Source organism: Streptomyces sp. NBC_01433, from assembly GCF_026340105.1.
In the GTDB taxonomy this organism is placed as follows: domain Bacteria; phylum Actinomycetota; class Actinomycetes; order Streptomycetales; family Streptomycetaceae; genus Streptomyces.
In genome coordinates this window covers 2074298-2090321 of the sequence record NZ_JAPEPM010000001.1, presented here as the reverse complement: position 1 = coordinate 2090321, position 16024 = coordinate 2074298, and the positions used below count along the sequence as shown (strand labels likewise).

Here is a 16024-nt window from a genome sequence, read left to right as displayed (position 1 = left end):
AGATCCCAGGCAATGTCTGAGACAACAGGTGCTTCCTACGCGGCAGCGGGCGTCGACATCGAAGCCGGTGACCGTGCCGTCGAGCTGATGAAGGAGTGGGTGAAGAAGACGCGTCGCCCGGAGGTCGAGGGCCTCGGCGGCCTCGGCGGTTTCGCCGGCCTCTTCGACGCCTCGGCGCTCAAGCGTTACGAGCGCCCCCTCCTGGCCTCCGCGACCGACGGTGTCGGTACGAAGGTCGACCTGGCGCGTCAGATGGGCGTGTACGACACCATCGGCCACGACCTCGTCGGCATGGTCGTCGACGACCTGGTCGTCTGCGGTGCCGAGCCGCTCTTCATGACCGACTACATCTGTGTCGGCAAGGTGCATCCCGAGCGTGTCGCGGCCATCGTGAAGGGCATCGCCGAAGGCTGTGTCCTGGCGGGCTGCGCGCTCGTCGGCGGCGAGACGGCCGAGCACCCGGGCCTGCTGGGCCCCGACGACTTCGATGTCGCCGGTGCCGGTACGGGCGTGGTCGAGGCCGAGAACCTGCTCGGGCCGGACCGTATCCGTAAGGGTGACGCGGTCATCGCGATGGCGTCCTCCGGCCTTCACTCCAACGGGTACTCGCTGGTCCGCCACGTCGTCTTCGACCGGGCCGGCTGGGCGCTGGACCGTCAGGTCGAGGAATTCGGCCGCACCCTCGGCGAGGAGCTGCTGGAGCCGACCAGGATCTACTCGCTGGACTGCCTGGCCCTCACCCGTACGACCGAGGTGCACGGCTTCAGCCACGTCACCGGCGGCGGCCTGGCCAACAACCTGGCCCGGGTCGTCCCGGACGGCCTGCACGCGACGGTGGACCGTTCCACCTGGACGCCCGGCGCGGTCTTCGACCTGGTCGGCAAGGCGGGCCGGGTCGAGCGGCTGGAGCTGGAGAAGACGCTCAACATGGGCGTCGGCATGATCGCGATCGTCCCGGCCGACTCGGTGGACGCCGCCCTGACGACCCTGGCCGACCGCGGGGTCGAGTCCTGGGTCGCCGGGGAGATCACCGACCGCGGCGCACACACCACGGGCGCCGAGCTGACCGGCGACTACGCACGCTGAGCAGCGCTCACGGGCGCCGGACGGGTGGGATCACCACCTCCGTCCGGCGGCCGGGGCGCGGCTGCGCCGCTCCTGGACCCGGGCAACACAGAACCCGGTCCGGGACAGGCCCGGACCGGGTTGTTGTGTCAGCGCGAGGTCAAGCGCCGCGGCGCTGTGACGACGGACCGGACTGGTCGTCCTCGTCCTCGTCGTCTTCGTTGTACAGATCCGCGTACTGTGCGTACGGGTCATCTTCCTCGTCGTCGTCCTCGAACGGCTCAGCGTTCGGTGGTTGACTCGAAGGCGATGCGCCCAGCTCATTGGCCAGACGCGACAGGTCAGTCCCGCCGCTGCTGTACTTCAGCTGGCGGGCGACCTTGGTCTGCTTGGCCTTTGCCCGGCCGCGCCCCATGGCTCGACCCCCTCGGTGACGGGGCTCGACGGCCCCAGAGTCTTGACACGCGTTCATGTTTCAGGACGGACTCCCGTGAGAGAGACCGCGCCCGTAGAGCTTTAACGGTACCTGCTTCCGTGGCCATACGGTACGCCGCCCGCATCACGCACCCCGCCGCAGGGCCAGCGAGGAGCCCCGTCCTCCCTGGTCAACTGCGATTTTAACCTCTTCTTGGCGAACGACCCGCCGACCGGGGTGAGTCTTGTCTCGCCGGTCGGCGGGTCGTCCGTGCCCGGTCCGTGCGACGGACCGGCATGCCTGTGTGACGGACCGGCACGCTTGTGTGACAGGCCTCCGAACGGCCCGTGACCGAATCAGTGACCGGTCAGTGACCGCGGGCTTCGGCCATGCGCTGCTCGGCGATGCGGTCGGCGGCCGCGGCCGGCGGAATCCCGTCGGCCTTCGCACGTGCGAATATGGCCAGCGTGGTGTCGAAGATCTTCGATGCCTTCGCCTTGCAGCGGTCGAAGTCGAAACCGTGCAGCTCGTCGGCGACCTGGATCACGCCGCCCGCGTTCACCACGTAGTCGGGGGCATAAAGAACCGACCGGTCGGCAAGGTCCTTCTCGACGCCGGGGTGGGCGAGCTGGTTGTTGGCCGCGCCGCACACCACCTTCGCGGTGAGCACCGGCACGGTGTCGTCGTCCAGGGCGCCGCCGAGCGCGCACGGGGCGTAGATGTCGAGGCCCTCGGTACGGATCAGCGCGGCGGTGTCCGCGACGACGGCGACCTCGGGGTGCAGATCGGTGATCCGGCGTACGGACTCCTCGCGGACATCCGTGATCACGACCTCGGCGCCGTCCCTGAGCAGGTGCTCGACGAGGTGGTGGCCCACCTTGCCGACACCCGCGACGCCGACCTTGCGGCCGCGCAGCGTCGGGTCGCCCCACAGGTGCTGGGCGGAGGCGCGCATGCCCTGGAAGACGCCGAAGGCGGTCAGGACGGAGGAGTCGCCCGCGCCGCCGTTCTCGGGGGAGCGGCCGGTGGTCCAGCGGCACTCCCGGGCGACGACGTCCATGTCGGCGACATAGGTGCCGACGTCGCAGGCGGTGACGTAGCGCCCGCCGAGCGAGGCCACGAACCGTCCGTAGGCCAGCAGGAGTTCGTCCGTCTTGATCTGCTCCGGGTCGCCGATGATGACGGCCTTGCCGCCACCGTGGTCGAGCCCGGCCATGGCGTTCTTGTAGGACATGCCGCGCGAGAGGTTCAGCGCGTCCGCGACGGCCTCCCCCTCGGAGGCGTACGGATAGAAGCGGGTGCCGCCGAGGGCCGGGCCCAGGGCGGTGGAGTGGATGGCGATGACGGCCTTGAGGCCGCTGGCACGGTCCTGGCAGATCACGACTTGCTCGTGGCCCCCCTGATCCGAGTGGAACAGGGTGTGCAGGACGCCGTCAGTCACATCGGTCACTGTGGTGACTCCCAAGTACGAAGCGGCGGAAGCCCTCCTGAAGGTGGGGAGGGCCCTGTTCCGGCCGGGGCGCGGCCGGTACCGGCAAGAGCGTAAGTCCTACGGACCCGTGGATCCCTGCCGGTGTGGAGGATCACCCCCTGGCGGAGTACGGGCGTGACACGATTTACCGCATGTCGGTGGTGTCTTCAGTGCTCGTCCCTTACACGTCCTATCTCCGGGTGTACGAGCCCCTCGCCGCTTTCCCGGAGCCCGAACGAAGTCATTGGACCCGGTACGCGCAGCGCTCCGCCCTGCCCACTTACCAGGACGAACTGCGTCGCTCGCTGGCCGACCTGGTGCCGACCCCGCCGGTCGGGGTGCCCGTGCACGAGAGCGGGGACGCGTTCGTGGCGGAGCTGGACGGGGTGGTGTGCGTCTGTCCGTGGCGTACCCGGCTGCGCGGATGGCTGGCTCTGGAGGAGCTCGGGGGGATGTTTCCGGCCACTGTGCTCGACGCGGTGCTGCCGCCGGTCGTCCGGGGTCAGGCGCTCGCGGACCACGAGCGCTGGCAGAAGCGGAATCCGGATGCGCGGCCATGGATCCGTTCCACGGTGTGGCACATCCCGGTGCGCTGGTTCGTGCTCTTCTCCGACGAGGAGCGGGAGTACGGCGCGGCGGCCGGCGACGACGGCGGGGCGGCGGGCGGCGACGGCGGGCCGTCCGTGCTGCGCTACCGGACGCCGATGGTGCAGGCGCGGCGCCGGCTGGCGCGGGCGCTCAAGACGCTGCGCGAGAGCGTCGACGACGGGCCGCTGTCCGAGGGGCTGGTGGATGTGGGGCGCTGGCTGGAGGAATTCCATCCGCGCGCGCTGGTCGAGCTCGACTACGGCGGTCTGGTGCACGCGCTCCCGGCGGAGCACCTCGCGGCGGACCGGTCGGCCGCGGACGTGGCCGAAGGGCTCGCGGCGCTCCGGGACGGCGACAGCGACGGCGCGGGGGTGGCGTACGCCCGGCTCGCGGAGCGCTGGCGGGCGGTAAAGGACCGCCAGTTCACCAATTGACGTGAAAAGGCACACAGCGGCATCAACCTGAGTGAACCGGGGCATCCTCCGTTCGGGACGAACCGAACCGGGAGAGGAGGTGCCGGGAGGAGCCGGGAGGACGGTCGGTCAACGCGGGAGCGCCTGGGAACTCGCGGGAACCGGCAGGGCCGGATGGGACCCGACGGGAACTGACGGGGTGTGAACCTGCGTCCCGTGTGACACGTGGGATGGGCGAGGCGGAAGAGTACTCTCATGGGCCTGGGACCTACGTCCCGAACCGGGCCTTTGCCTCAAGCGTGACGGATAGCACTAACGGGGCCCTTGCGCCCATCCCTACTCCTCGTGCCAAAATAGGACAAGGAGTCCGGGGAGGGCTCCATTCGTCCAACTATGGGCGGAATGCTCAGCATTGCACGCTATGGGGGGTCTGATGACTCCTGATCGCTCTGTGACTGATCGTCACGGTGGTGTGACTGTCCGCTATGGCATGGTCCATCGGCTTCCGTCGCTGATGAACACCTGGGAGGGCAATTCCATCGGTTTGGCCGAAGCGGCTGGACGGATGGTGTAGTTGTAGTGCCGAGGACAAGCCGTTCGTCCTATAACCGACTCGGCCCGCGTCCGCCATTTCGGGCAACGTGGGTCAAGGTGCAGAATTTAGAGGAAAGAACCGAGAATGTTCGGTTCTCCCGAGGAGGCCGCTCATGACCGCTCGCACCCCTGATGCCGAGCCGCTGCTGACCCCGGCTGAGGTTGCCACGATGTTCCGCGTGGACCCGAAGACGGTCACCCGTTGGGCCAAGGCTGGCAAGCTCACGTCCATCCGCACGCTCGGTGGGCATCGCCGGTACCGCGAGGCAGAGGTCCGCGCACTGCTTGCGGGTATTCCGCAGCAGCGCAGCGAGGCCTGACACACCCCTGTCGCGCCGCACCACAACCGGGCAGCTGCCAGGTCCCCCAAACCTCAGCCGCCCACCCATAGCTCCACACGACGGACGCCCGCCCCAACGGGCGTCATTCCTTCGCAAGAGGGGTACGTCGTTTTGATCGCGCTGGACTCCGCCGGGTCCAGCGCGATCTTTTTTTGTGCCCGGCGGCCCCGGCGGCGCCCGCGAGGCTGTCCGGGCCGTGTCCGGCGCGGGTGTCCGGCAAGGCTGTCCGGCGCGGGCGTCCGACGCGCGGTGCGGAACCGCGCGGTCGGTTCGGTTCGGTGGTCTGTGGGTGGGTCTGTGGGGGACTGTGGGTGAGCGTCCGGGACGCGGTGGGGCAGCTCCGGACGGAACGGTCCGGTAGCGCTGTCGAGGTAGTGCAATTGCACATATTAAATTCGACAGTTGTAGGAAGGGTGTAAGGTCACCCCTTCCGAAAACTGTTCCCGTGACTCCCGTCACACCGCCCCGAGCTTGCCAACTCCGAGCCTGCCACTGCGGGGAGGCGGAACGGTCCCGCCGTTGGTCATGTCGGGGCGGGACTTTCGTCCTCGGTCGCACCCCGCGCTCCGGCGGGCCGCTCCCGCCTCTCGGGCGCTTCGGGCGCCTCGGGGGCGTGCGGGGCCTCCTGTGGAGCCTCCGGGGTCTCCGGAGCCGTGTGCGGGGCCCCAGGGGCCGTCAGGGGCTCCATGGCGAGCCGCAGGAGGCGATGGCAGACCGGACAGTGCCGGGTGAGATGCCGGAAGTCGGAGGCGGCCGCCAGATGGGCCCGCAGCAGCGCGCGGGTCTCGTGCCGTGCCGTGGACGCGGACATACGAGCCACCTCCCGGTGGACCCGGCCGCCTCTCGCCGAAGGAAACAGGGGCGGCCTCTGTCTCTACGGGTTACCCGTGGCGGATGCCGCAGTCAAGACGCGCGAAAGCCCGGATCCAGAGGATCCGGGCTTTCGTCTACTGCGGTCCTGACGGGATTTGAACCCGCGGCCTCCACCTTGACAGGGTGGCGAGCACTCCAAACTGCTCCACAGGACCAGGTTTTCGCTGCCTGCCTCGCGGCTGGCTGCGAAACCAGACTGTACAGGAGGTGGGAGGTCCAGGTCGACTTCACTCCTGGTGGTGACTCCGTCACGCCTCCGGGCGGCCCCGGTCAGGGGGCCGCCGCCGTCGGTCACGGGGCCGCGGCGTCGATCGCCTTCACGATCCGCTTGTCCGAGACGGGGAACGCCGTGCCCAGCGCGTGCGCGAAGTAGCTCACCCGCAGCTCCTCGATCATCCAGCGGATGTCCAGCACCTCCCGCGGAACGGGCCTGCCCTGCGGCAGCTGTTCGAGCAGCCAGGCGTACTCGTCCGCCATCTCGTGCACCTTCTCCATGCGCGTGGTGTCGCGCTGGACGGCCGTCGGCATCTGCTGGAGCCGGCGGTCCACGGCGACCAGATAGCGCATGAGGTCGGGCAGCCTGCGCAGCCCGGTGGCGGTGACGAAGCCGGGCGGCACGAGCCGGGCCAGCTGGTCGCGTACATCCGTGACGTTGTTGACCAGCGTCAGGCTGTTGGTGGACTTCAGACGGCGCTCGCACGCCTGCCAGGCCGCCAGGATCTGCTGCACCTGGTCGATCGTGCGGACCGTCAGGTCCACCAGATCGGCGCGCACCTTGTCGAACAGCCGCCGGAACGCCTGCTCGTCCCAGGCCGGACCGCCGTGGGCGGCGATCAGCCGGTCCGCGGCGGCGGTCGCACAGTCCTCGAAGAGCGCCTGGACGGAGCCGTGCGGATTGCGGGACAGGGCCAGCTTCTGCTGGTTGGTGAGCCGGTCCGAGGCGAACTTGGCGGGATTCACCGGGATGTTCAGCAGGATCAGCTTCCGGGTGCCGCGCCACATCGCCTGCTGCTGCTCGGCCTCGGTGTCGAAGAGCCGTACGGCCACTGTGCCCGCCGCGGCTCCCTCCTGCTCGACGAGGGCCGGGTACGCCTTGACCGGCTGCCCGGCCCGCCGGGTCTCGAAGACGCGGTTCAGTGTGCCGATCGTCCAGTCGGTGAGGCCGGAGCGCTCGACGGACTCCCCCGAGGGGCCCGCGGTCTCCGCCGCGGCCTTGGAGAGGGCCTGGCGGGCCTTGGGGCGCAGCTGGAGCTTCAGCGCCTCCAGGTCCTTGTCCTCGGCGACCTTGCGGCGCCGCTCGTCGACGATCCGGAACGTGATCTTCAGGTGGTCCGGGACGCGGGTCAGGTCGAAGTCACCGGCCGTGACCGGGACGCCGACCATCCGCTGGAGCTCACGGGCCAGCGTGAACGGCAGCGGCTCCTGGAGGGGCACGGCCCGGTCCAGGAACTTGTCCGCGTAGTCCGGCGCGGGGACGTAGTGCCGGCGGATCGGCTTGGGCAGCGAGCGGATCAGCTCGGTGACCACCTCATCGCGCAGCCCCGGGATCTGCCAGTCGAAGCCCTCGGAGGTGACCTGGTTGAGCACCTGGAGCGGGATGTGGACGGTCACACCGTCGGCGTCGGCCCCGGGCTCGAACTGGTACGTCACGCGGAACTTGAGCTTCCCCTGCCGCCAGGAGTCCGGGTAGTCGTCCTTGGTGACCGCCCCCGCCTTCTCGTTGATGAGCATCGAGCGCTCGAAGTCCAGCGCGTCCGGCTCGTCACGGCGCTTGTGCTTCCACCACGAGTCGAAGTGGGCTCCGGAGACGACGTGCTCCGGAATCCGCTGGTCGTAGAAGTCGAACAGCGTCTCGTCGTCCACGAGGATGTCGCGGCGCCGGGCGCGGTGCTCCAACTCCTCGACCTCGCCCAGGAGTTTGCGATTGTCATGGAAGAACTGGTGGTGCGTGCGCCAGTCGCCCTCGACCAGGGCGTTGCGGATGAACAGGTCCCGCGAGGCCTCCTGATCGATTCGGCCGAAATTGATCTTGCGCTGGGCGACGATCGGTACCCCGTAAAGGGTGACTCGCTCGAACGCCATCACCGCCGCCTGGTCCTTCTCCCAGTGCGGCTCGCTGTAGGTGCGCTTCAGCAGATGCTGGGCCAGCGGCTCGATCCACTCCGGCTCGACCCGGGCGTTGACCCGCGCCCACAGCCGGGACGTCTCGACCAGCTCCGCCGACATCACGAACCGGGGCTGCTTCTTGAACAGGGCCGATCCGGGGAAGATCGCGAACTTGGCGCTCCGGGCGCCCACGTACTCGTTCTTCTCCGTGTCCTTGAGCCCGATGTGCGACAGCAGCCCGGCCAGCAGCGAGGTGTGCACCGCCTGCTCGGGCGGGGCCGTGTCCGCCGAGGGCTCCTCCACCTGCATGCCCATCTGCTTCGCGACCGTGCGCAGCTGGGCGTAGATGTCCTGCCACTCACGGATGCGCAGGAAGTTCAGGTACTCCTGCTTGCACATCCGGCGGAAGCTGGAGGAGCCGCGCTCCTTCTGCTGCTCACGGATGTAGCGCCACAGATTCAGGAACGCCAGGAAGTCGGAGGTCTCGTCCCGGAACCGGGCGTGCTGCTGATCGGCCTGCGTCTGCTTCTCCGAGGGCCGCTCGCGCGGGTCCTGGATGGAGAGCGCGGCGGCGATCACCATGACCTCGCGGACACAGCCGTTGCGCTCGGCCTCGATGACCATGCGGGCCAGCCGCGGGTCGACGGGCAGCTGCGAGAGCTTGCGCCCCAGCTCCGTCAGCCTCTTCCTGGGGTCCTTCTCGTCGGGATCCAGCGCTCCCAGTTCCTGGAGCAGCTGAACGCCGTCCCGGATGTTGCGGTGGTCCGGCGGGTCGATGAAGGGGAACTTCTCGATCTCGCCGAGGCCGGCCGCGGTCATCTGGAGGATGACGGAGGCCAGATTCGTACGGAGGATCTCCGGGTCCGTGAACTCCGGGCGGGTCACGAAGTCGTCCTCGGAGTACAGCCGGATGCAGATGCCGTCCGACGTACGGCCGCAGCGGCCCTTGCGCTGATTGGCGCTGGCCTGGGAGATCCGCTCGATCGGCAGCCGCTGGACCTTGGTGCGGTGGCTGTAGCGGGAGATACGGGCGTTGCCCGGGTCGATCACGTACTTGATGCCGGGGACGGTCAGCGAGGTCTCGGCGACGTTCGTCGCGAGGACGATCCGGCGGCCCGTATGGCGCTGGAACACCCGGTGCTGCTCGGCGTGCGAGAGACGCGCGTACAGGGGGAGCACCTCGGTGTGCCTGAGGTTGCGCTTGTTCAGCGCGTCCGCGGTGTCGCGGATCTCCCGCTCGCCGGAGAGGAAGACCAGGACATCGCCGGGCCCCTCCGCGTGGAGCTCGTCGACGGCGTCGCAGATCGCGGTGATCTGGTCCCGGTCGGAGTCCTCGCTGTCCTCTTCGAGGAGCGGTCGGTAGCGCACCTCGACCGGATACGTACGCCCGCTGACCTCGACGATCGGCGCCTCGCCGAAGTGCTTGGCGAAGCGCTGGGGGTCGATGGTCGCGGAGGTGATGACGACCTTGAGATCCGGGCGTCTGGGCAGCAGCCGGGCCAGATAGCCGAGCAGGAAGTCGATGTTCAGCGACCGCTCGTGGGCCTCGTCGATGATGATCGTGTCGTACGCGAGCAGCTCGCGGTCCGTCTGGATCTCGGCCAGCAGGATGCCGTCCGTCATCAGCTTCACGAAGGTCGACTCCGGGTTCACCTGGTCGGTGAAGCGGACCTTCCAGCCGACGGTCTCGCCGAGCGGGGTGTTCAGCTCCTCGGCGACCCGCTCCGCGACCGTGCGCGCCGCGATCCGGCGCGGCTGGGTGTGCCCGATCATGCCCCGGACGCCGCGCCCCAGCTCCATACAGATCTTGGGGATCTGCGTGGTCTTGCCGGACCCGGTCTCACCCGCGACGATCACGACCTGGTGGTCGCGTATCGCCTCAAGGATCTCGTCCTTCTTCTGGCTGACCGGCAGCTGTTCCGGGTACGACAGGGCGGGCATCCGGGCGGCGCGCCCGGCGAGCCGCTCGGCCGCCTTCCCCGATTCGGCCGCGATCTCGTCCAGCACGGACTGTCGGGCCTCGGGCTTGCGGATGCGGCGCGCGCCTTCGAGGCGACGGCCGAGCCGTTGCGCGTCACGGAGGGAGAGCCGTCCGAGCTGGGACTGGAGATCGGCAAAGGAAGTAGACATACGGGTCCCAGGATCTCACCCGCGCCCAAGGAGTGGCGAACGTATTTCGCGCGGACTGTGTCACCTTCCCGGTGACCGCGGGAACGGACGCGGTCACGGCACGTACCATTTCGGGCAACTGAACGCGTGTGCCCCCGCAGGATTCCCCAGGAAGGCCGTTCCCGTGTCCCGTACGCAGTGGTGCTGCCTGGCGGCGTTGCTCGCGGTCGTCATGGGGCTGTTCTGCGGACCGGCGGCGACGGCGGCGACGGTGACTCCGGCAGCGATGGCGACTCCGGCGGCGACGGTGGCGGTGGCTCCGGCGCACGGGGCGGAGGCTGTGACCGCCCCGGCTGTTTCGGCAGCCGTCTCCGTAGCCCCCTCCGTCGCCTCCGTCGATGAGGACCGGCGCGGTAGCGGCATCCCGGGCTGCGGCAAGAAGCGCGGCCACGACGGCACCGAACCCGCCGTCCCGGCCCGGACCCGCACGGCGCACGACCAGGCGCCCGGCCTCGTCCACTGGGGCCTGCCCGCGGCCGTGGGCCAGGAACCGCCCCGGTCGCTCGTACGGATACGCCCGCGCGCCCCCGCACCGGCCACGCCCACCCCGGTCGAACTCTCCGTGCTGAGGGTGTAGCAGCCCCGCTGCCCCGCCCCACCCTGCCCTTTTCTTCCGCACCACCAGCACGGAGTGCCGCATGCCCACGCCCACATCCCCGTCGAAGAACTCATCCGGTTCCTCTTCCTCCTCCGCCAGGAAGCCGCTGCTGTACGGAGCCGTCGTCGTCCTCGCCGCCGGGCTCCTCGGTTTCGTCTCCTACCGGGCCACCGCCCCCGACTCCGGCTCCGGCTCGGTGGACACCTCCGCCTCCGCACCGGCCGCCGAGGTGTCCACCGACCCGGAGGAGGGCGTCTACCCCGAACTGGCCAAGCTCGCCCGCCGCGACGCCGGTGACAAACTGGCCCAGGGCCGCGCGGACGCCCCCGTCGTGCTCATCGAGTACGCCGACTTCAAGTGCGGCTACTGCGGGAAGTTCGCCCGCGACACCGAGCCCGAGCTGATCGAGAAGTACGTCGAGAACGGCACCCTGCGCATCGAGTGGCGCAACTTCCCGATCTTCGGCGAGGAGTCCGAGGCCGCCGCCCGCGCCGCCTGGGCCGCCGGGCAGCAGGACCGCTTCTGGCAGTTCCACGAGGCCGCGTACGCCGAAGGAGCCAAGGAGAAGGGCTTCGGCAAGGACCGGCTCAAGGCGCTCGCCCAGCAGGCCGGGGTGAAGGACGTCGACCGGTTCATGACCGACCTGGACGGCTCAGCGGCCCGTGCCGCGGTCAGCAAGGACCAGGAGCAGGCGTACGGCATCGGCGCCACCTCCACTCCCTCGTTCCTGATCAACGGCCGCCCGATCGCCGGAGCCCAGCCGATGGAGGCCTTCACGCAGGCCATCGAAACGGCGGCCGAGAAGGCGAAGAGCACGGGCGCGGGCACCGGCACCGGCAACGCGGGGAACTCCGCGAAGTGACGGCGGACATCGGCTACTTCGCGGCCTTCCTCGGCGGGCTGCTGGCACTGGTCAGCCCGTGCAGCGCCCTGCTGCTCCCGGCCTTCTTCGCGTACTCCATCGACTCCACCTCGCGCCTGCTGGCCCGTACCGGCATCTTCTACGCCGGTCTGGCCACCACCCTCGTCCCGCTCGGCGCCGCCGGTTCGTACGCGGGCCGGCTCTTCTACAGCCACCGCGACGCCCTGGTGACGGGCGCGGGCTGGCTGATCATCGGGCTCGGCGTCGCGCAGATCGTCGGCCTGGGCTTCGCCTCGCGGCGGATCGCGGCACTCAGCGGCCGCATCCGCCCCACGACCGCGTTCTCGGTCTACGCCCTGGGCGCGGTGTACGGCCTGGCCGGATTCTGCGCGGGTCCGATCCTGGGCAGTGTCCTCACCGTGGCGGCCGTCAGCGGAAGCCCGGTCTACGGCGGGCTGCTGCTCGCCGTCTACGCGCTGGGCATGGCCGTACCGCTGTTCGTGCTGGCGCTGCTGTGGGAACGCTTCGACCTCGGCCGCCGGGCCTGGCTGCGCGGCCGTACCTTCCGGCTCGGCCGCTTCGAGCTGCACACCACGTCGCTGCTCTCGGGGCTGTTCTTCATCGGCCTCGGCGCGCTGTTCCTCATCTACGACGGGACGACCGCGCTGCCCGGACTGCTGGACGTGGACGACTCGTTCGCGGTCGAGCAGTGGGCGCAGAGCCTCGGGGAACGCGTCCCGGATGTGGTGCTGCTGGGGTCCGTGGTGGCTCTGGTGGTGCTGGTTCTGGGGGTACGGGCCTGGCGGCGGCGGGACACCGCGGCGCCGGAGCAGGCAGAGGCGCCGGAGCAGGCCGCGGCACCGGAGCAGAAGGAAGGCGTCTGACACGGCGAAGGCCCCGTCCACCGGACGGGGCCTTCGGGTGGTGGCTGGGGCCGGGATCGAACCGGCGACCTATCGCTTTTCAGGCGATCGCTCGTACCAACTGAGCTACCCAGCCACGCAGCGCACAAGGGCTGCAGCGGTCCTGACGGGATTTGAACCCGCGGCCTCCACCTTGACAGGGTGGCGAGCACTCCAAACTGCTCCACAGGACCAAGCAATGTGCGAGACGAGTCTCGCACACAGTAAAGCGTGCCCCCAACGGGATTCGAACCCGTGCTACCGCCTTGAAAGGGCGGCGTCCTGGGCCACTAGACGATGAGGGCTAATTGGCCCACCTGTTCGCTTTGCAGCGCGTCGGGGACGTGAGAAGCATATGGGATGCGGGGAGCTATCGCCAAAACGGTTTACGGGGAGGTCGCGGCGGGCGTCGGCGAGGGCGAGGCGTTCTTCAGATTCTCCTCCGGCAGATGGCGGCTGACCTCGGCCGTCGTCAGGCCCAGACCGCCCAGCGTGATCTCGTCCCAGGCCTGCAGACGGCGGGTGGCCCGGTCCAGATAGAGCACCGAGGCACGCACCTTCTCGGGCTTCTCGTTCTGCACGGCGCGCAGCCCGCCGCCGCCCGTGGAGCCCTCGACCTTCAGCCGCGTACCGAGCTTCAGGAGTTCGTTCACCCGGTGGTGCACATGCCCGGCGAGGACGAGCGGGACCGCGCCGTCGGTCTCCCGGGCGGCGTTCGGGTCGTGGGCGACCGCGATGTCCACCGGGGTGCCGGCCCGCTGCTGGCCGCGGAGCGCCGAGGCGAGCCGTGCGCCCGCCGCCTGTTCGGCCGCCCGGCCCTCGGCGGGGATCGAGCGGTCCGGGGTGAACTGGGGGTCGCCGGTGCCCGCGATCCGCAGCCCGGCGACGCTCACCGCGCTGCCCTCGTCCAGGACGTGCACGTTCTCGAAGCCCTTCAGATACTGCTGGGTGATCGTGGAGTCGTGGTTGCCGCGGACCCAGACGTAGGGCGCGCCGAGATCGCGGATCGGGTCCAGGAAGCCGTTCTCGGCGGCGCTGCCGTGGTCCATGGTGTCGCCGGAGTCGATGATCACGCCGATCTCGTACTGCTCGACGAGCGAGCCGATGATGTGCCAGGCCGCGGGGTTGAGGTGGACGTCGGAGACGTGCAGGACGCGGATGGTGCCGGGGTCCGGGCGGTAGACGGGGAGCGTGGACGTGGCGTCGTACAGCTTGGTGACGTTGGTGACGAGCCGGGCCAGTTCCTGCTGGTAGACGTCGAACTCGGTGACGATCGAGCGGGCGTCGCCGACGACGGACGGGGCGCTGGACAGCAGCCCGGAGAACCGGGGCTCCAGGACGGACTTCGGGTTCCAGGTGGCGTACGCGCTGACGCCGGACGCGGCCAGGAGCGTCAGCGCGAGCCCTCCGGCGGCCATGGCGCGGCGCGGGCGGCGGTAGACGGCGAGGCCGAGCGCGGTGGCACCGGAGACGACGGCCACGCAGGACCGCACGGCCAGGTCGCGGGTGCCGGTGGCGACGTCCCGGGTGACCTGGTCCTGGAGGCCGGAGAACTGTTCGGGGTGGTCGACCAGGGTCTGCGAGCGCGCCGGGTCGAGGCGGTCGACGTCGACGTCGAGACGCAGCGGCGCGACGTGCGAGTTCAGCTCCAGGGCGCCGAGCGGGGACACGTTGATCCTGCTGCCGCCGGTGAGGGAGGGGCGCAGGGTCATGTTCGTGTCCATGGGGCCGACCGGCGTACGGACGCTGCCGACGACCAGCAGCCCCAGCCAGGCCCCCAGCACGACGACGGCGAGCAGGCCCAGCCCGCGGAGGTACGGGTTCGGGGCGGCGGCGAGGGGGCCGGTGGGGCCGCCGGGGCGCTCGGGGGAGCTGAGGCGTGTGCGGAGGGGGTTACGGAAGGGGCTGCGGAGGGAGGTGTGGACGGAGTTGCGGAGGTGCGGGCGCTTGGTTCGGGGGCGGTGCCGGGTGCGGTCGACTGCGGCACGGAACGGGTCGCGGGCCATTGGACCCGTATGCCCCGATACGGCCCCCGGCATGCGGGCGCACGGCGCCGGGACCTCGCACCGGACCGGCGGGAGCCCGCCCGTCCGGGCCGGTCGTACGTGACAATGGCGGGGTGCTGGAGATGACGCGGGAGCAGTTCGAAGAGCTGGTGAGCCAGGCTCTTGACCGGATTCCGCCGGAGCTGACGCGGCTGATGGACAACGTCGCGGTGTTCGTCGAGGACGAACCGGCCCCCGGCGACCCCGAGCTGCTCGGGCTGTACGAGGGCACGCCGCTCACCGACCGCGGCGAGTGGTACGCGGGTGTGCTGCCGGACCGGATCACCATCTACCGGGGTCCGACGCTGCGGATGTGCGAGTCGCACGAGGACGTCGTCGCCGAGACCGAGATCACCGTGGTCCACGAGATCGCCCACCACTTCGGCATCGACGACGAGCGGCTGCACGCGCTGGGGTACGGGTGAGCAATCCCCGGCCCGAGCGGGAGCCCGACGGCAACGGCAACGGCAACGGCACCGGTGCCGGTGGCTGCGGCGGTCGGGCCGGCCGCCCGGCCATTGACCCCGATGTCGATCTGTCCGTCCCCGCGCAACGCGCGGAGACGGCCGGTCGGGAGAAGTGGAAGGTGCTCGGGGCCATCGCGGCGGGCGGTGCGCTGGGTGCCTCCGCGCGGTACGCCGCCCTGTTGCTCCGGCCGGCCGCCGAGGGTGCGTTCCCCTGGGCGGTCCTCGGCGTCAATGTGACCGGCTGCGCCCTGATCGGCGTAGTGATGGTGCTGGTCTCCGAGCGGGGCGTGGTGAACCATCCGCTGGTGCGGCCGTTCCTCGGGGTCGGGGTGCTCGGCGGGTTCACGACGTTCTCGACGTACGCGGCCGATGTGTCGAAGCTGCTGGTGCGCCAGGAGGCGCTGACCGCCATGGCGTACGCGGCGGTGACCGTCGTGGGGGCGCTCGGCGCCGTGTGGGGCGCGGCGGCGGCGACGCGGGCGCTGCTGGGCGTACGCGGTGGTGGGCGGGCCGCGTGAACTGGCTGCTGGTGGTGATCGGCGGGGCCGTCGGGGCGCCCTTGCGGTATCTGACGGACCGCGCGGTGCAGGCGCACCACGGACGGGGACTTCCGTACGTGTTCCCGTGGGGGACGTTCACCGCCAACGCGGCGGGCAGCCTGCTGCTCGGGGTGCTGACCGGGGCCGCGGTCTCCGCACACACGTACGCCCTGCTGGGTACGGGGCTGTGCGGGGCGCTGACGACGTACTCGACGTTCTCGTACGAGACGCTGCGGCTGGCCGAGACCGGCCGGGCCTTCCTGGCCGCGGCCAATGTGGTGGTGTCCCTGCTGGTGGGACTGGGGGCGGTCTTTCTGGGCGCGGAGCTGGCGGGCGGGTTCGGGGCATAACGCGGCCGGGTGGGTGACGCCATGGGCGTGTCTCCGGCGGGGGTTGGGGAGTTGGGCACGGCGCCGCTCCCGTACGGCCCCGTCGGCGTAGGTCCTCGCGGACTCACGGAGCTGTCCCGCCCTCGTCACCCGATGTGGCCGCCCCGTGCGGCCGTTCGTGCGGCTGTTCTGCGCGGCCGTCCTGTGCGGCCGCGGGGTTCCGCCGCCGTTCCGTTCCGCTGCCGTT

General features: G+C 70.3%; 14 protein-coding genes and 4 tRNA genes. 9 read left to right on the top strand and 9 right to left on the bottom strand.

Annotated features, from left to right (window positions below):
* The first annotated feature begins 12 nt into the window (after positions 1 to 12).
* A complete protein-coding gene (gene purM / locus OG413_RS09450) occupies positions 13 to 1086 on the top strand; it encodes a phosphoribosylformylglycinamidine cyclo-ligase (protein WP_266804221.1) in 1074 nt (357 codons plus the stop codon).
* 139 nt (positions 1087 to 1225) lie between these two features.
* Here the strand turns inward: purM and OG413_RS09445 are convergent, their stop codons facing one another.
* Positions 1226 to 1480, bottom strand: a complete 255-nt coding sequence (locus OG413_RS09445; protein ID WP_266804220.1) for a DUF3073 domain-containing protein — start codon at positions 1478 to 1480, stop codon at positions 1226 to 1228.
* A 367-nt stretch (positions 1481 to 1847) separates the two neighbouring features.
* Complete coding sequence (locus OG413_RS09440) at positions 1848 to 2930, bottom strand: Glu/Leu/Phe/Val dehydrogenase dimerization domain-containing protein (RefSeq protein WP_266804219.1); 1083 nt, start codon at positions 2928 to 2930, stop codon at positions 1848 to 1850.
* 173 nt (positions 2931 to 3103) lie between these two features.
* On the opposite strand from OG413_RS09440, the gene OG413_RS09435 reads away from it, so the two are divergent.
* Together OG413_RS09435 and bldC are read left to right on the top strand one after the other, a co-directional pair.
* The gene (locus tag OG413_RS09435) at positions 3104 to 3973 is read left to right on the top strand and encodes a hypothetical protein (RefSeq protein WP_266804218.1); all 870 of its coding nucleotides are present in this window, start codon (positions 3104 to 3106) and stop codon (positions 3971 to 3973) included.
* A 686-nt stretch (positions 3974 to 4659) separates the two neighbouring features.
* Positions 4660 to 4866, top strand: coding sequence for a developmental transcriptional regulator BldC (gene bldC / locus OG413_RS09430; RefSeq protein ID WP_003949541.1), 207 nt, complete (start codon positions 4660 to 4662; stop codon positions 4864 to 4866).
* Between the two features lie 544 nt (positions 4867 to 5410).
* Here the strand turns inward: bldC and OG413_RS09425 are convergent.
* The 3 genes from OG413_RS09425 to hrpA all read right to left on the bottom strand — a co-directional run bounded on the left by OG413_RS09425 (position 5411) and on the right by hrpA (position 9996).
* A complete protein-coding gene (locus tag OG413_RS09425) occupies positions 5411 to 5698 on the bottom strand; it encodes a DUF6274 family protein (RefSeq protein ID WP_266804217.1) in 288 nt (95 codons plus the stop codon).
* 142 nt (positions 5699 to 5840) lie between these two features.
* A tRNA-Asp gene (locus OG413_RS09420) sits at positions 5841 to 5915 on the bottom strand.
* A 136-nt stretch (positions 5916 to 6051) separates the two neighbouring features.
* Positions 6052 to 9996: an ATP-dependent RNA helicase HrpA gene (gene hrpA / locus OG413_RS09415; protein ID WP_266804216.1), complete on the bottom strand. Its 3945-nt coding sequence runs from the start codon at positions 9994 to 9996 to the stop codon at positions 6052 to 6054.
* A 163-nt stretch (positions 9997 to 10159) separates the two neighbouring features.
* Here hrpA and OG413_RS09410 point away from each other — a divergent pair, with 163 nt between their 5' ends.
* The 3 genes from OG413_RS09410 (at position 10160) to OG413_RS09400 (ending at position 12379) form a co-directional block, all read left to right on the top strand.
* Positions 10160 to 10612 (top strand): hypothetical protein, encoded by a 453-nt coding sequence (locus OG413_RS09410; protein ID WP_266804215.1) that lies wholly within the window; start codon positions 10160 to 10162, stop codon positions 10610 to 10612.
* A 61-nt stretch (positions 10613 to 10673) separates the two neighbouring features.
* Positions 10674 to 11495 (top strand): thioredoxin domain-containing protein, encoded by an 822-nt coding sequence (locus OG413_RS09405; RefSeq protein WP_266804214.1) that lies wholly within the window; start codon positions 10674 to 10676, stop codon positions 11493 to 11495.
* Positions 11492 to 12379 (top strand): cytochrome c biogenesis CcdA family protein, encoded by an 888-nt coding sequence (locus tag OG413_RS09400; RefSeq protein ID WP_266804213.1) that lies wholly within the window; start codon positions 11492 to 11494, stop codon positions 12377 to 12379. The genes OG413_RS09405 and OG413_RS09400 overlap by 4 nt, the downstream gene beginning before the upstream one ends.
* 38 nt (positions 12380 to 12417) lie before the next feature.
* Here OG413_RS09400 and OG413_RS09395 read toward each other — a convergent pair.
* From OG413_RS09395 to OG413_RS09380, 4 genes are all read right to left on the bottom strand, one after another.
* Positions 12418 to 12494: transfer RNA gene (locus tag OG413_RS09395), tRNA-Phe, on the bottom strand.
* Between the two features lie 22 nt (positions 12495 to 12516).
* Positions 12517 to 12591 (bottom strand) — tRNA-Asp (locus OG413_RS09390).
* Between the two features lie 38 nt (positions 12592 to 12629).
* Positions 12630 to 12702 (bottom strand) — tRNA-Glu (locus tag OG413_RS09385).
* An 81-nt stretch (positions 12703 to 12783) separates the two neighbouring features.
* On the bottom strand, positions 12784 to 14403 hold the full coding sequence (locus OG413_RS09380; protein ID WP_266804212.1) for a metallophosphoesterase: 1620 nt from the start codon (positions 14401 to 14403) through the stop codon (positions 12784 to 12786).
* 113 nt (positions 14404 to 14516) lie between these two features.
* Here OG413_RS09380 and OG413_RS09375 point away from each other — a divergent pair, with 113 nt between their 5' ends.
* The 3 genes from OG413_RS09375 to OG413_RS09365 all read left to right on the top strand — a co-directional run bounded on the left by OG413_RS09375 (position 14517) and on the right by OG413_RS09365 (position 15798).
* On the top strand, positions 14517 to 14867 hold the full coding sequence (locus tag OG413_RS09375; protein ID WP_198953131.1) for a metallopeptidase family protein: 351 nt from the start codon (positions 14517 to 14519) through the stop codon (positions 14865 to 14867).
* A gap of 110 nt (positions 14868 to 14977) precedes the next feature.
* The gene (locus tag OG413_RS09370) at positions 14978 to 15427 is read left to right on the top strand and encodes a CrcB family protein (protein WP_266810021.1); all 450 of its coding nucleotides are present in this window, start codon (positions 14978 to 14980) and stop codon (positions 15425 to 15427) included.
* Positions 15424 to 15798, top strand: coding sequence for a CrcB family protein (locus OG413_RS09365; protein WP_266804211.1), 375 nt, complete (start codon positions 15424 to 15426; stop codon positions 15796 to 15798). Before OG413_RS09370 ends, OG413_RS09365 begins: the two co-directional genes overlap by 4 nt.
* Positions 15799 to 16024: the final 226 nt, after the last annotated feature.